Origin of the sequence: Pseudomonas sp. 382 (assembly GCF_002759075.1) — a bacterium.
GTDB classification, from domain to species: Bacteria; Pseudomonadota; Gammaproteobacteria; order Pseudomonadales; family Pseudomonadaceae; genus Aquipseudomonas; species Aquipseudomonas vlassakiae.
Map to the genome: position 1 here is coordinate 26317 of NZ_PEMX01000027.1, position 12336 is coordinate 38652.

General features: G+C 63.9%; 14 protein-coding genes. 4 read left to right on the forward strand and 10 right to left on the reverse strand.

The genetic code is table 11. From position 1 onward, the window contains the following. Positions 1-10 precede the first annotated feature (10 nt). Together CQW31_RS23340 and CQW31_RS23345 are read right to left on the reverse strand one after the other, a co-directional pair. On the reverse strand, positions 11-856 hold the full coding sequence (locus CQW31_RS23340) for a MoxR family ATPase (protein ID WP_054883962.1): 846 nt from the start codon (positions 854-856) through the stop codon (positions 11-13). A gap of 111 nt (positions 857-967) precedes the next feature. Next, positions 968-2041 (reverse strand): DUF748 domain-containing protein, encoded by a 1074-nt coding sequence (locus tag CQW31_RS23345; RefSeq protein WP_099815527.1) that lies wholly within the window; start codon positions 2039-2041, stop codon positions 968-970. 133 nt (positions 2042-2174) lie between these two features. Between CQW31_RS23345 and cysK the strand changes: the two genes are divergently transcribed. Beyond that, positions 2175-3149 carry a cysteine synthase A gene (gene cysK, locus CQW31_RS23350; RefSeq protein ID WP_054883960.1) on the forward strand — a complete coding sequence of 325 codons (975 nt, stop codon included), beginning with the start codon at positions 2175-2177 and terminating at the stop codon, positions 3147-3149. Positions 3150-3191: 42 nt separating this feature from the next. On the opposite strand, the gene CQW31_RS31770 is transcribed toward cysK, so the two are convergent. Continuing rightward, positions 3192-3323: a hypothetical protein gene (locus CQW31_RS31770; protein WP_256587432.1), complete on the reverse strand. Its 132-nt coding sequence runs from the start codon at positions 3321-3323 to the stop codon at positions 3192-3194. Between CQW31_RS31770 and CQW31_RS23355 the strand changes: the two genes are divergently transcribed. The 3 genes from CQW31_RS23355 to CQW31_RS23360 all read left to right on the forward strand — a co-directional run bounded on the left by CQW31_RS23355 (position 3322) and on the right by CQW31_RS23360 (position 5577). Then, complete coding sequence (locus CQW31_RS23355) at positions 3322-4257, forward strand: aspartyl/asparaginyl beta-hydroxylase domain-containing protein (RefSeq protein WP_054883959.1); 936 nt, start codon at positions 3322-3324, stop codon at positions 4255-4257. The genes CQW31_RS31770 and CQW31_RS23355 overlap by 2 nt on opposite strands. A 161-nt stretch (positions 4258-4418) precedes the next feature. Continuing rightward, positions 4419-4580, forward strand: coding sequence for a hypothetical protein (locus CQW31_RS31190; RefSeq protein ID WP_158238185.1), 162 nt, complete (start codon positions 4419-4421; stop codon positions 4578-4580). Between the two features lie 115 nt (positions 4581-4695). Next, positions 4696-5577, forward strand: coding sequence for a DMT family transporter (locus CQW31_RS23360; protein ID WP_099815528.1), 882 nt, complete (start codon positions 4696-4698; stop codon positions 5575-5577). A gap of 3 nt (positions 5578-5580) precedes the next feature. On the opposite strand, the gene CQW31_RS23365 is transcribed toward CQW31_RS23360, so the two are convergent. From CQW31_RS23365 to CQW31_RS23395, 7 genes are all read right to left on the reverse strand, one after another. Next, positions 5581-6039 (reverse strand): DUF4265 domain-containing protein, encoded by a 459-nt coding sequence (locus tag CQW31_RS23365; protein ID WP_099815529.1) that lies wholly within the window; start codon positions 6037-6039, stop codon positions 5581-5583. Positions 6040-6132: 93 nt separating this feature from the next. Beyond that, on the reverse strand, positions 6133-7362 hold the full coding sequence (locus CQW31_RS23370; RefSeq protein ID WP_099815530.1) for a hypothetical protein: 1230 nt from the start codon (positions 7360-7362) through the stop codon (positions 6133-6135). A 249-nt stretch (positions 7363-7611) separates the two neighbouring features. Next, positions 7612-8571: a PDR/VanB family oxidoreductase gene (locus CQW31_RS23375; protein ID WP_099815531.1), complete on the reverse strand. Its 960-nt coding sequence runs from the start codon at positions 8569-8571 to the stop codon at positions 7612-7614. An 8-nt stretch (positions 8572-8579) separates the two neighbouring features. After that, positions 8580-9614 (reverse strand): aromatic ring-hydroxylating dioxygenase subunit alpha, encoded by a 1035-nt coding sequence (locus tag CQW31_RS23380; RefSeq protein ID WP_054885726.1) that lies wholly within the window; start codon positions 9612-9614, stop codon positions 8580-8582. Positions 9615-9634: 20 nt separating this feature from the next. Further along, positions 9635-9862, reverse strand: coding sequence for a recombinase-like helix-turn-helix domain-containing protein (locus CQW31_RS23385; RefSeq protein WP_054885725.1), 228 nt, complete (start codon positions 9860-9862; stop codon positions 9635-9637). Between the two features lie 10 nt (positions 9863-9872). Next, positions 9873-10841: a VOC family protein gene (locus tag CQW31_RS23390; protein ID WP_099815532.1), complete on the reverse strand. Its 969-nt coding sequence runs from the start codon at positions 10839-10841 to the stop codon at positions 9873-9875. After that, positions 10838-12328: an aldehyde dehydrogenase gene (locus tag CQW31_RS23395; protein WP_099815533.1), complete on the reverse strand. Its 1491-nt coding sequence runs from the start codon at positions 12326-12328 to the stop codon at positions 10838-10840. The genes CQW31_RS23390 and CQW31_RS23395 overlap by 4 nt, the downstream gene beginning before the upstream one ends. Positions 12329-12336: the final 8 nt, after the last annotated feature.

Sequence of the window (12336 nt, forward strand, 5' to 3'; positions counted from 1 at the left end):
CCGGCTCCTGTCAGCGGTTGCCGCGCCGGCTCATGAAGGCCAGGCGCTCGAGCAGTTGCACGTCCTGCTCGTTTTTCACCAGGGCACCGGCCAGCGGCGGGATGGCCTTGGTCGGGTCGCGTTCGCGCAGCACGGCTTCGCCGATGTTGTCGGCCATCAGCAGCTTGAGCCAGTCGACCAGCTCGGAGGTGGACGGCTTTTTCTTCAGGCCCGGCACCTTGCGCACGTCGAAGAACACGTCCAGCGCCTCGCTGACCAGCGACTGGCTGATGTTCGGGTAGTGCACGTCGACGATCTGCTGCAGGGTGCTGCGGTCTGGGAAGGCGATGTAGTGGAAGAAGCAGCGGCGCAGGAAGGCGTCGGGCAGCTCTTTTTCGTTGTTGGAGGTGATGATGATGATCGGGCGCTGCTTGGCCTTGATGGTCTCGTCGATTTCGTAGACGTAGAACTCCATCTTGTCGAGTTCCTGCAGCAGGTCGTTGGGGAACTCGATGTCGGCCTTGTCGATCTCGTCGATCAGCAGGATTACCCGCTCGTCGGCCTCGAAGGCCTCCCACAGCTTGCCTTTCTTCAGGTAGTTGCGCACGTCGTGGACCTTGTCCACACCCAGCTGCGAGTCGCGCAGGCGACTGACCGCGTCGTACTCGTAGAGGCCTTGGTGGGCCTTGGTGGTGGACTTGATGTGCCAGGTGATCAGGCGTGCGCCGAACGAGGCCGCGAGTTGCTCGGCGAGCATGGTCTTGCCGGTGCCGGGCTCGCCCTTGACCAGCAGCGGGCGTTCGAGGGTGATGGCCGCGTTCACCGCCAGTTTCAGGTCGTCTGTGGCGACGTAGTCGCGGGTGCCTTCGAACTTCATGGGGTCTGTCCTCTGCAGGGTGCCTATCGTTTGCCAACGACTATAACGCGGGCCCAGGCAGGTGGAAACGCAGACCCGGTATTCAGTCTCTGAATGGCTCGTCACGAACCTTCAGTCAGACTTGGGCGCTGGCTGTTCATAGCGTGCATTGAACGCCTCGATGAAGCCGTTGCGCAGTATCTGCAAGAACGCCTCGAAACCACTGATGTTCTGCTGGTGCACACTGCCGCTGAGCTCGACGCGGGTGGCGAACTGATTTTTCGGCTGGTTCTTCAGCACGGTCTCGGTGGCACCTACCACCGCCTCCCAGACCGAGCGGAAAAACCCTTTGTCCTTTTCCTCCACGTCCTGCTGCCAGTCGAATACATCGACATCGCGCAGCAGCGGCTTGATGTAGCCATTGAGCCTGCCATTCTCGGCCTGGGCCTCGATCACGACATCCCCGTGCCCGGCATTGAAATCGAACTTGCCATAGGCGCTGGCGAAGTCATTCAGGCGGCGCAATTCGATGCCGGTGGCACGCAGCCGGAATTCGAAATCATCGAAGTCGCTGAACGGGTCGAAGGTGGCGCGGCTTTCTACCCTGGCGTCTCCGGCTATCAGCGCAGTCCCGTCGAAACTGGCATCGCGTCGGCCTTTTTCGTCGCGCACATTGGTCAGGTTGCGGATATCGGCGTTCAGCTGCGTGGCTTTCAGGTCGACCCGTGGCTTGGAGTTGAAATTGCGAAAGGTCAAGGTGCCGTTTTCGATGTGCACCTCGTTCAGGGTGATCGGCAGCAGCTTGTCCAGCTGCTGGCGCCAATCGGTGCCCTGGCCCGTCTGCGAGGCCTGTTTGCTGCCGCCATCGACGAAGTTGAGCACGGGGCGGGCGAACGCCACCTTGGCCACCACGGCTTTGTCGTAGATCAGCGAATGCCAGCTCACCGACAGGTCGATCAACGGTGCCTCCAGGAACGGAACCGGCACCTTGCCGCTGGTCTTGACGATTTTCAGGCCGTTGATCTGATAGGCCCCGCGCCACCAGGCCAGGTCGACATCCGTGACCTGGCCACGGTATTCGCCCATGTCGGCCAGTTTGTCGTTGAGGTAGTCGCGCACCAGATAGGGCAGGGCAACATGCAGTGCCACCAATAGCACGACCAAGCTGGCCAGGCCGATCAACGGCCAGCGATAGCGAGCTTTCATCGCAGGGTTCTCCAAAGCCGGTCGAGCGGTTGACCACGTCGCGCCTGGCTTGGTTCTAACGGGCTTTACGGGGTGCCGGGGCAGGCTTACCCTTGAAGTCTTTCCCTGCTCTTTTCATGTCAAGGACCCTGCCATGAGCCGTATCTACGCAGACAACGCCCATTCCATCGGCAATACGCCGCTGGTACAGATCAACCGCATCGCCCCGCGCGGGGTGACGATCCTGGCCAAGATCGAAGGGCGCAACCCGGGCTACTCGGTCAAGTGCCGGATCGGCGCGAACATGGTCTGGGACGCCGAGAGCAGCGGCAAACTCAAGCCGGGCATGACCATCGTCGAGCCGACTTCGGGCAACACCGGTATCGGCCTGGCGTTCGTCGCCGCCGCCCGTGGCTACAAGCTGATCCTGACCATGCCAGCCTCGATGAGCCTGGAACGCCGCAAGGTGCTCAAGGCGCTGGGTGCAGAGCTGGTGCTGACCGAGCCGGCCAAGGGCATGAAGGGCGCCATCGAGAAGGCCAACGAAATCGTGGCGTCCGACCCTGCCCGGTACTTCCTGCCGGGCCAGTTCGACAACCCGGCCAACCCGGCGATCCACGAAAAGACCACCGGGCCGGAGATCTGGAACGACACCGACGGCGCTGTCGACGTGCTGGTTGCCGGCGTGGGTACCGGCGGCACCATTACCGGCGTGTCGCGCTACATCAAGCACACCCAGGGCAAGTCGATCCTGTCGGTGGCGGTCGAACCGGTGGCTTCGCCGCTGATCAGCCAGACTCTGGCCGGTGAAGAGCTCAAGCCCAGCCCGCACAAGATCCAAGGCATCGGCGCCGGTTTCGTGCCGAAAAACCTCGACCTGTCGATTGTCGACCAGGTCGAGACCGTGACCGATGAAGAGTCCAAGGCCATGGCCATTCGCCTGATGCAGGAAGAAGGCATTCTCTGCGGTATTTCCTGTGGCGCGGCGATGGCAGCCGCGGTGCGTCTGGCCGAAAAACCGGAGATGCAAGGTAAGACCATCGTCGTAATCCTGCCCGACTCGGGCGAGCGCTACCTGTCCAGCATGCTGTTCAGCGACCTGTTCAGCGAGCAGGAAAACCAGCAGTAATCGGCCCTGCCGCTGATCCGGCGCAACATTCGGCGGCCTGGTTCATTGCAAAATCTTCATGAGTGAGATCCCGCCCGGGTTGTTTTTACCTGGGCGGGATGGGTTTATGATGGCCGGATGATTTTTCTGGGAGCTGGCAGCGCTGGCCTGCTCCCACTCCAAGGAGTGTTGCATGACCTTTTCCTTCCTCGCCAAGGCAGGTGTGCTGCTGGTGTTCTTCGGCAGCGTGCTGTACGTGCACCTGCGCGGCAAGGCGCGCCTGCCAGTACTGCGCCAGTTCGTCAACCATTCGGCGCTGTTCGCACCTTATAACAGCTTGATGTACCTTTTTTCCGGGGTGCCGTCCAAGCCCTACCTGGACCGCCAGCGCTTCCCTGAACTGGACGTGCTCAAGGACAACTGGCAGGTGATCCGCGAAGAGGCCATGCGCCTGTTCGACGAGGGGTATATCCGTGCCGCCGAGAAGGACAACGACGCCGGCTTCGGTTCGTTCTTCAAGAAGGGCTGGAAGCGCTTCTACCTGAAGTGGTACGACAAGCCGCTGCCGTCTGCCGAAGCCCTGTGCCCGAAAACCGTCGAGCTGGTCAGTAGCATTCCCAACGTCAAGGGGGCGATGTTCGCCCTGCTGCCCGGTGGCAGCCACCTGAACCCGCATCGCGACCCCTTTGCCGGCTCCCTGCGGTACCACCTGGGCCTTTCGACCCCCAACTCCGACGCCTGCCGCATCTACGTCGATGGTGAGCAATACGCCTGGCGTGACGGCGAAGACGTGATGTTCGACGAGACGTATGTGCACTGGGTCAAGAACGAAACCGACGTGACCCGGGTGATCCTGTTCTGCGACATCGAGCGCCCGCTGAGCAGCCCGCTGATGACCCGCATCAACCGCAAGGTCAGTGCCTTCCTCGGCCGCGCCACCGCACCGCAGAACACCGATGACGAGCGTGTCGGCGGGATCAACCAGGCCTATGCCTGGAGCAAGCGTTTCAGCAACAAGATCAGCAGCCGCATGAAGCAGTTCAAGCGCGCCAACCCCAAGGCCTACCGCATCCTGCGGCCGGTGCTGGCGGTGGTGGTGGCTTATTTCCTGTACCGCTGGTTGTTCTGATTACAGGGCCGGCCTCTTCGCGGGCATGCCCGCTCCCACAAGTACTGTGCAGGTTCCAGATACTGTGGGGGCATGCCCGCGAAGAGGCCGGAACAGGCTATTGCCCAAGCCTGAATTCACCGCTATATTCCGAAACACTTCTCTTCCCCGAAGACCCGATCATGCCAGCCATCCCTTCCACCACATGCTTTGCCATCGCGCCAGTCGCGGGCATGGTCGTGCGTGGCAGCCAGCAGCCGGTCGTGATCAGTCACTACCCACCACCTGTCAGTGGCGTCGTAGGCGGCGTAGCTCCGCCTCCTTGCGTGGTCGTACTGGGCTGATCGGCTTCTGGCCGCTCCCCTTCGCACCCGCAACCTACTGAACACGGTCGGCACCTTCCCTCGCTGAAGTTCACGCCCGCCGTCTGGCTTACTTTGCCTTATCAGGTGGCAATACATGTCTGTCTTCAACAAAGCATCCGTGGCCTCGGCGGGCACCACCAGCCTGTTCGTCCTGCTCTGGAGCAGTGGCGCGATCGTTTCCAAACTCGGCCTGGCCCATGCCAGCCCCTTCGCCTTCCTGTTGCTGCGCTCGGCGCTGGCCTTGACCGGCCTGCTGCTGATCGGCCCGTTGCTTGGCCTGCGCTGGCCACGAACACGGGGGTCGATCCTGCGTGCCTTGGGCACCGGCTGCGTGCTGCTCGGCGCCTACCAGATCTTCTACCTGCTGGCGCTCAACACCCACGTCACCCCTGGCGTGATGGCCACGGTGATGGGGGTGCAACCGATCCTCACCGTGGTACTGATGGAGCGCCAGCGCTCCTGGAGTCGCCTGTTCGGCCTGAGCCTGGGGCTTGCTGGTCTGGTCATGGTGGTCTACCAGGGCATCAACCTCGGCGGGGTATCGCTGCTCGGCATGCTGTTCGCCCTGCTGGCACTGGCCAGCATGACCTTTGGTTCGATCCTGCAGAAGCGCATCACCGACAACCCGATGGGCACACTGCCGTTGCAGTACCTCGCCGGTTTCGCCCTGTGTGCGGTGTTTGCGCCGCTGCAACCGATGCAGGTCGACTGGACCGGTGGTTTCATCGGCGCGCTGCTGTGGATGGGGCTGGTGGTGTCGCTGCTGGCCACCTTGCTGCTATATCGGCTGATCGCCAAGGGTAACCTGGTCAACGTCACCAGCCTGTTCTACCTGGTGCCGGCCGTGACCGCGGTGATGGACTTGCTGATCTTCGGCAACCGCCTGGCGCCCATGAGCCTGCTGGGCATGGGGTTGATCGTGGTCGGCCTGCTGTTCGTGTTCCGCAAGCCGGCGGCGCGGCTGGCCGAGGCGTAAGGCCTAGCGGAACTCTTCGGGGATGGCGTGGCGCAACACGCCTTCCTCGAAGTCCAGGGTGCCGGCTTCGCGCTGGGTCAGCAGGTAATAGAGAAGGGTGTCGAGGGCTCGCGTTGGTGGCACTTCAACGGCCAGCATCCGCACGGCCGGCTCGGCGTAGCAAGGGCAGCCGAACTCTTCGAGTGCCATGCGCACCTGTTCGACATCTGCGGCTGCCTTCACCCGGATGCGGAACACCGAAGCACCGCCGCTCTGTTGCAAGGTTTCGAACCAAGACTGCTCGCCATCTTCGCAGGTGCTGATGATATCCCCGGGAGCAATGCCGTAGGCATAGAAAGGCAAACTGTCGACCTGGTAGCCCGTGGCGGTGCGTTTTGCCCAGAGACCTTCGACCGAGGCCGGCGGGTAGCCGTGGGCGTCCTGCTCCAGGCGCCAGAGCACGATCTTGTATTCGCAGGGCATGTTCAGGGTCAGTTGCAGGAAGGCGCTCCATGGTAATGCCCTTTGCCTGCGGTGTCTGTACCGGCCCGGTTGCCGGTACAGGCAACCTGACATTCAGAAGTAATAACCGATATTGATATTGGTCCGGTAATACCAGTCATTGCTCCCCACCGAGCTGGTACTGGTCCAGCCCGTGCCATTCTCCGCCCCACCGAACGGGTTGGCATTGCGCGCCCAGGTCAGGTCGACCCAGGCCATGATCGGCATCGCCAGGAACTGCACACCCACGGTGAACATCTGCGAGTCATCCCAGCCGCGCTTGTCCTTCATCATCCGGCTGTAGTCGGTATACAGCTTGACCTTCTTCAACTGGCCGAGGCCCGGCGTGAACACGTCATAACCGACGTTGAGCGCCGTGATGGTCGCCTTCGACGCGATCAGGTAAGCCGGGGTCAGGCCGTTGCCACCCATCAGTACCGCATCGTCGCTGACACCCGTAGGGTTACGTGGATCGTATTCATAGCGGATGGCCTGGCCAGTGATCGTCCAGTTGCCGCGGTTGACCAAGGCATGCATGCCTGCCGCCCAGTAGTCGCCATCGTCATGGGTGGTGGCGTTGTACAACTCGGCGCTGGACAGCGAGGCGCCCAGCTCGGCTTTCCAGCCTTCGCCGCTGAAAGTGCGGGCGAGCCGGGCGTTGACCTGGTTGCGCTTTTCGTTGTCCTGGCGCGACTGGGTGAAGGCCACGGCGTTGTCCTCCAGGTCGCTGAAACGGCCGACCTCCGGTGAGTAGCGGATGCCGGTGGGCAGCATCCGCGGGAAGTAGCCCAGTTGCAGGTCCCAGCCACTGTCCTTGTAGCTGTACTTGAGGCCGGTGCCTGCGCTGACGCCATAGCCCATGAAGAACGGGATGTGATAGCTCCAGCCGAACTGCGGATAGGGCTCCAGGCCGAACGGCTTGAACGGCGCACCCAGTTGCAGGTTGGATTGCTCGTCGATGCGGTAGCCGACGAAGCCGCGGTCGATGGCGCGCTTGCCGTCGTCCTGGAACCAGTAGCCGACGTCGGCGAACAGCTGGCGATGGCGCGCCTGGAGGTCCAGGCGGAAAGTGTCGAAGAGGAACCGACCGTTGTTCTCGGTGGTGTCCCAGTGCTCGTCGCGGTAGTTGACCCTCAGGGCGCCGCCGACGTCCAGGCTGCTCTGGCCGTCGTCGCTGCGCCAGGCGACATGTGGGAAAGGCTTGCGGGTACCGGGCGGCTGGTCGGGGGCCGCCGGGCCAGGCTCGGCGGCGAGGGTGGTGCAACTGGAGACGAGCAGACCGAGGGTGATCAGGTATCTGTTCATGCTATGCCCTGCAAGGTTGAGGCCAGTTTTCGCGGGCAGCAGCGGGCCCCCACCGCCTTGAACGGGTGCTTTTGGAGGGGTAGCTGGCTAATAGCGAAAACCGGGGGTGGTTTTATTGTTTTGGTTTCGTAATAGCCTGGGCTGGCCCCTTCGCGGGTGAACCCGCTCGCACAGGTACGGCGCAGTATTCAGGACCTGTGGAGATCCTGTGGGAGCGGGTTTACCAGCGAAGTGGCCGGCACAGGCAACTCAGAGGTCGAGCACCAGACGCCGGCTCTTGCAGCCCGACACACACACCATCATCGAACCATTGGCCGCGCGCTCGGCCTTGCTCAACACGCCGTCGCGGTGGTCGATATCGCCTTCCAGCACCCGCGTCTCGCAGGAGCCGCACACGCCTTCACGGCAGCTATGGTCGATATCGCAACCGGCCTCGAGCAGCACGTCCAGCAGGTTGAGACCCGGTTCGACTTCGAGGGTCTTGCCACTCTTGCTCAACTCGACGCTGTAGCGGTCCAGGGCATCCTCAGCCGCCGTCACCTCCACGGGGGTGAAGCGCTCGATATGCGCGTGCTGATACCCCAGTTGCTCGCACACTGCTTCGAAGGCATCGAGCATCGGCGTCGGCCCGCAGCAATAGAAGTGCGTGTCCGCCGCCCGCCCCGCCAGGTAATGCGCCAGGTCCGGCAAACTGCCTTTCTCGTCGTTGAAGTGGTACACCACCTTCGCCCCCAGCTCTGCCAATGGCTTCAGCAAGGCCGCCTCGCGCCGTGAACGGGCGCAGTAGACCAGCTCGGCCGAGCGCCCCAGTGCCAGCAACTGCCGGAACATGCAGTAGATCGGCGTGATGCCGATGCCGCCGGCTACCAGCACGCTGTGGCTGGCGCGGGTGTCTAGGGCAAAGTGGTTGCGTGGCTGCGAGATGGTCAGCTGCGTACCCACCCGCAACTGCTCATGGACGTAGCGCGAGCCGCCGCGGCTGCCGCGGTCGCGCAGGATGCCGACCACGTAGCGGCCCTGGTCACTGGGCGAGTTGAGCAGCGAATAGCTGCGCACCAGGCCGTTGGGCAGGTGCAGGTCGATGTGCGCGCCAGCCTCGAACGGGGCGAACACGGTGTCGCCCCAAGGCCGCAGTTCGACGCTGATGATGCCGTCGGCTTCATGGCGCAGGGTATGCACCAGCGCGCTGACTGTGGATGCGTTGGACATCGCTCACCTCACGGCAGTTGTTTGGCTTCGATCAGGGCCAGTTGTTCCTTGGCCTTGGCTTTCAGGTAGCGGCGCAGGCGCACCACGCCGAGGTCGTGCTGGTACAGGTTCTCGCGCTGGTTGGCGTCCGCTTCCATGAACTCCAGCAGCACGCGGTCCTGTTCCAGCACCGCCCAGTGTCGTGCCTCCAGGCGGTTCTTGTAGAGGAAGCGCCACGTGTCGCGCTGCCAGCCGGTCAGCGGTCGGGCGCGCCAGTGGAATACCGCTGCCAAGGCGCGGCTGCTCGGGGTATAGCTGCCAATGATGGTGAAGTTGCCGCCTGGGCCGCCAGTCTTTGGGTAGGGAATTTCCAGGCGCAGCCAGTGGCAGCCGTTGTCGAGGAATTCGGTCCAGTCGAAGTTCACGCCGCGCTGGCCTTCCTTCTCGAAGAAGAAACCATGCTCGGTATCGCGGGTGACGAACCTGGCGGTAGCCTCGCCTTCGCTCATCGAGTGCGACATCTTGTGCAGGTAGGTGCCGTGCATCGGGTCCATGACGTTGTCGAGCACATAGCGGTAGTCGCCTTTCCACTCGGTGTAGCAAAGGAAGCTGCTCCACTCGGGCGAGGTCAATTGTTCGGGCAGCACCAGCTCGGGCGGGGTGTCCAGGTGCGGCTCGGTGGCGTTGAACAGGAAGATCGCGCCGGCCACCTCGCGGGTATGGAACATCCGCGTCGGGCGGCTGCCTTCGAGCTTGCAGCCCGGGCTGCCGGGCACCTTGGTGACGGTGCCGTCGCAGCGTACTTCGACGCCGTGGTACGGGCACTGCAGGCGGTCGCCCAGTACCGGCCCCTGGGACAGCGGCGCGCCACGGTGCGGGCAGTGGTCCTCAAGGGCGTGGACGTGGCCATCGTTGTCGCGCCACAGAGCGATCTTGTAGCCCAGGCGGCGGATCGACAGCGGCCGGTCAGTCAGCAGTTCCGACGGCAATACCGGGAACCACAGGTCCTTGAGGCCATTGGCCAGGTGCTGTTCAACAGGGTCGACGGTTACATGCATGTTCATCTTGTTCTATCTCCCGCGGGTCATTCGCCCAGCCGTGCCATCAGGGTCTTGAAAGCGTCTTCGGTCCACTCGCCGCTGGTCAGCGGGCAGGGCGGGCCGGCCAGGTTGAGGTGGGCGAGCAATTCACCCAGCTGACTCACGCCGTTGCCGTAGGCGCGCTCGATGGAATCGCCGAGCAGGTCTTCGAATGGCGTGTTGGGGCGTTTGCGTGCCTGGTGGGGCTGCAGGTAGACCTCGGTGTTGCTCATGGGGTGGCCCTCAGTTGTTCTTCGGTTTGTCGGTGAGGAATTTGCCTTGCGGCGCTTCTGCGTGCTGCTGGCGTCGGGTGTTGCCGTCGATGCCCCCGGCGATCGCCCACTCGGCGAAAACGGTCGGCCCGGGTTCGAATTCACGGGGTTGCCAGTCGCCGGTCAGCTGATCTTCGTCGGCGTAGTACTCCACCAGCGCGCCGGCCGGGTTCTTGAAATACCAGAAGAACGCCGACGACACCGGGTGACGGCCTGGGCCGATCTCGGTATCCCAGCCGCAGCGCGAGATGTGCATGCCGCCGCCGAATACTTCGTGCAGGTCGCGCACGGTGAAGGCCACGTGGTTGAGGCCAGCGCGCGGGGCCGGCAGCTGCAGCATGAACAGGTCGTGGTGGCCGCCTTCCTCGGCAGTGCGCAGGAAGGCGCCGCGGTTGGGGTAGCGGTCCGAGGCCTGGAAGCCGAAGCGCTCGTGGTAGAAAGCTTCGCAGGCGTTGACGTCGGTGACGAAGAACACCACGTGGCCGACTTCGATGGGTGTGGCGCGCTCGTACACCGGGGCCGGCTTGTTGATGCGGCCCTTGGTCTGCCAGGTGTTGTGGCCGCTGCATTCGAGCTGCAGCGCGCGCTTGCGGGTGACCTGCAGGCGGATCGCCAGGCCATTGGGGTCGGTGCAGCCGATGCGGCCGTTGCCCTCGACGAAGCCTGGGTCGTTGGCAATGCGCTGGCTGTACAGCGCAAGGTCGGCCTGGCTTTCCACGCCCCAGACCACTTCACGCACGGTCGAACCGGGCTCGATGGCCGGCGGCAGGTCGGGCTTGTCGATGGCGGCCAGGACCACTCGGCAGCCATTGAGGGTTTCGAAGACGACTTCGTCGTCGGCACTGCTGATCGGGGTCAGGCCCCAGTCGCTGAAAAAGCGTGCGCTGGTGGCCAGGTCCTCCACGCCATAGGTGACTTCGTCGATGCCCAGTACGCTCATTGTCCTGCCTCCACGCCGGCCCAGGCCAGCGGCTGTTCGTTCATGCCCCAGTAGAGGCTTTTCTGTTCCATGTACTGCAGGATGCCCAGGCGGCCCTTTTCGCGGCCCAGGCCGCTGTCGCGCCAGCCGCCGAACGGGGTCGAGATGGAGAACTGCTTGTAGGTGTTGATCCACACCGTGCCGGCCTGGAGCTTGCGCCCCAGTGCCCAGGCGCGTTTGTAGTCACGGCTCCAGATCCCCGCGGCCAGGGCGTACAGGCTGTCGTTGGCCTGCTTGATCAGCGTTGCTTCATCGGCGAAGGGCATGGCCACCAGCACCGGGCCGAAGATCTCTTCCTGGCACACCTGCTGCTGGTTGCCCAAACCTTCGAGGATGGTCGGCGGGTAGAAGAAGCCCTGGTCGAACAGCCCGCCGCTCGGGCGTTGACCACCCAGGCGCAGGCGGCCGCCTTCGGCCAGGCCCAAGGCCACGTAGCGCTCCACCGACTCACGGTGCGCGGCGCTGATCAACGGGCCCATCTGCGTGCGTTCGTCGGCCGGGTCGCCCAGGCGCAGTTGTGCGGCGGCGGCGGTCAGGCGGGCCATGAACGGCTCGTACAAGGCCCGGGCGACGAACAGTCGCGAGCCGGCGATGCAGGCCTCGCCCGAGGAGCTGAAGATGCCGTACAGCACGCCCGCCACGGCGTGGTCGAGGTCGGCGTCGTCGAGCACGATGGTCGGCGATTTGCCGCCCAGCTCCAGCGATACCGGCATCATCTTGTCGGCGGCAATGTGGGCGATGTGCTTGCCGGTGCTGGTACCGCCGGTGAACGACACGCGCTTGACCAATGGGTGGCGGGTCAAGGCGTCACCGAGCAGCGAGCCCTTGCCCGGCAGCACACTGATCAGTCCCTTGGGCAGCCCTGCGTCGTCGCAGATGCGTGCCAGTTGCAGGGCCAGCAGCGGGGTGATCTCCGCCGGCTTGATCACCACGGCATTGCCAGCGGCAAGGGCCGGGGCAACCTTTTGCGCTTCGCTGGCGATCGGCGAGTTCCACGGGGTGATCGCCGCGACCACGCCCATCGGTTCATACACGCTCATGCTGACGAAGTCGCCACGTGACGGGGTGATGGTTTCTTCCAGGGTTTCGCAGGCAGCGGCGAAGAACTGGAAGGTGCCTGCGGCGCTGGCCACCAGTGCGCGGGTCTCGTTGATCGGTTTGCCGTTGTCCTGGCGCTGCAGCTGCGCCAGCTCCTCGGCGCGCTCGCGGATCAGCCCGGCGATACGGTACAGCACGGTGGCGCGCTCGTGGGGTTTGCGCTGCGCCCAGCCGCTGTGCAGGAAGGCCTGGTGTGCCCCCAGCACGGCGGCTTCGACGTCGTCCAGGCTGGCGGCGTTGAGCCAGGCCACCGGTTCGCCCGTGGCCGGGTAGCAGGTGGCGTAGCGCGCACCGCCGCCCAGGCGCCAGGTGCCGGCGATGCACAGGGGTAAGGTCTGTTCCAGTGTCATGGCGTTCC

Bases quoted from the DNA above. Each gene is read 5' to 3' on its own strand.
- CQW31_RS23340 (WP_054883962.1), bottom strand. From the start codon at position 856: ATGAAGTTCGAAGGCACCCGCGACTACGTCGCCACAGACGACCTGAAA.
- CQW31_RS23345 (WP_099815527.1), bottom strand. From the start codon at position 2,041: ATGAAAGCTCGCTATCGCTGGCCGTTGATCGGCCTGGCCAGCTTGGTC.
- cysK (WP_054883960.1), top strand. From the start codon at position 2,175: ATGAGCCGTATCTACGCAGACAACGCCCATTCCATCGGCAATACGCCG.
- CQW31_RS23355 (WP_054883959.1), top strand. From the start codon at position 3,322: ATGACCTTTTCCTTCCTCGCCAAGGCAGGTGTGCTGCTGGTGTTCTTC.
- CQW31_RS31770 (WP_256587432.1), bottom strand. From the start codon at position 3,323: ATGCAACACTCCTTGGAGTGGGAGCAGGCCAGCGCTGCCAGCTCCCAG.
- CQW31_RS31190 (WP_158238185.1), top strand. From the start codon at position 4,419: ATGCCAGCCATCCCTTCCACCACATGCTTTGCCATCGCGCCAGTCGCG.
- CQW31_RS23360 (WP_099815528.1), top strand. From the start codon at position 4,696: ATGTCTGTCTTCAACAAAGCATCCGTGGCCTCGGCGGGCACCACCAGC.
- CQW31_RS23365 (WP_099815529.1), bottom strand. From the start codon at position 6,039: ATGCCCTGCGAATACAAGATCGTGCTCTGGCGCCTGGAGCAGGACGCC.
- CQW31_RS23370 (WP_099815530.1), bottom strand. From the start codon at position 7,362: ATGAACAGATACCTGATCACCCTCGGTCTGCTCGTCTCCAGTTGCACC.
- CQW31_RS23375 (WP_099815531.1), bottom strand. From the start codon at position 8,571: ATGTCCAACGCATCCACAGTCAGCGCGCTGGTGCATACCCTGCGCCAT.
- CQW31_RS23380 (WP_054885726.1), bottom strand. From the start codon at position 9,614: ATGAACATGCATGTAACCGTCGACCCTGTTGAACAGCACCTGGCCAAT.
- CQW31_RS23385 (WP_054885725.1), bottom strand. From the start codon at position 9,862: ATGAGCAACACCGAGGTCTACCTGCAGCCCCACCAGGCACGCAAACGC.
- CQW31_RS23390 (WP_099815532.1), bottom strand. From the start codon at position 10,841: ATGAGCGTACTGGGCATCGACGAAGTCACCTATGGCGTGGAGGACCTG.
- CQW31_RS23395 (WP_099815533.1), bottom strand. From the start codon at position 12,328: ATGACACTGGAACAGACCTTACCCCTGTGCATCGCCGGCACCTGGCGC.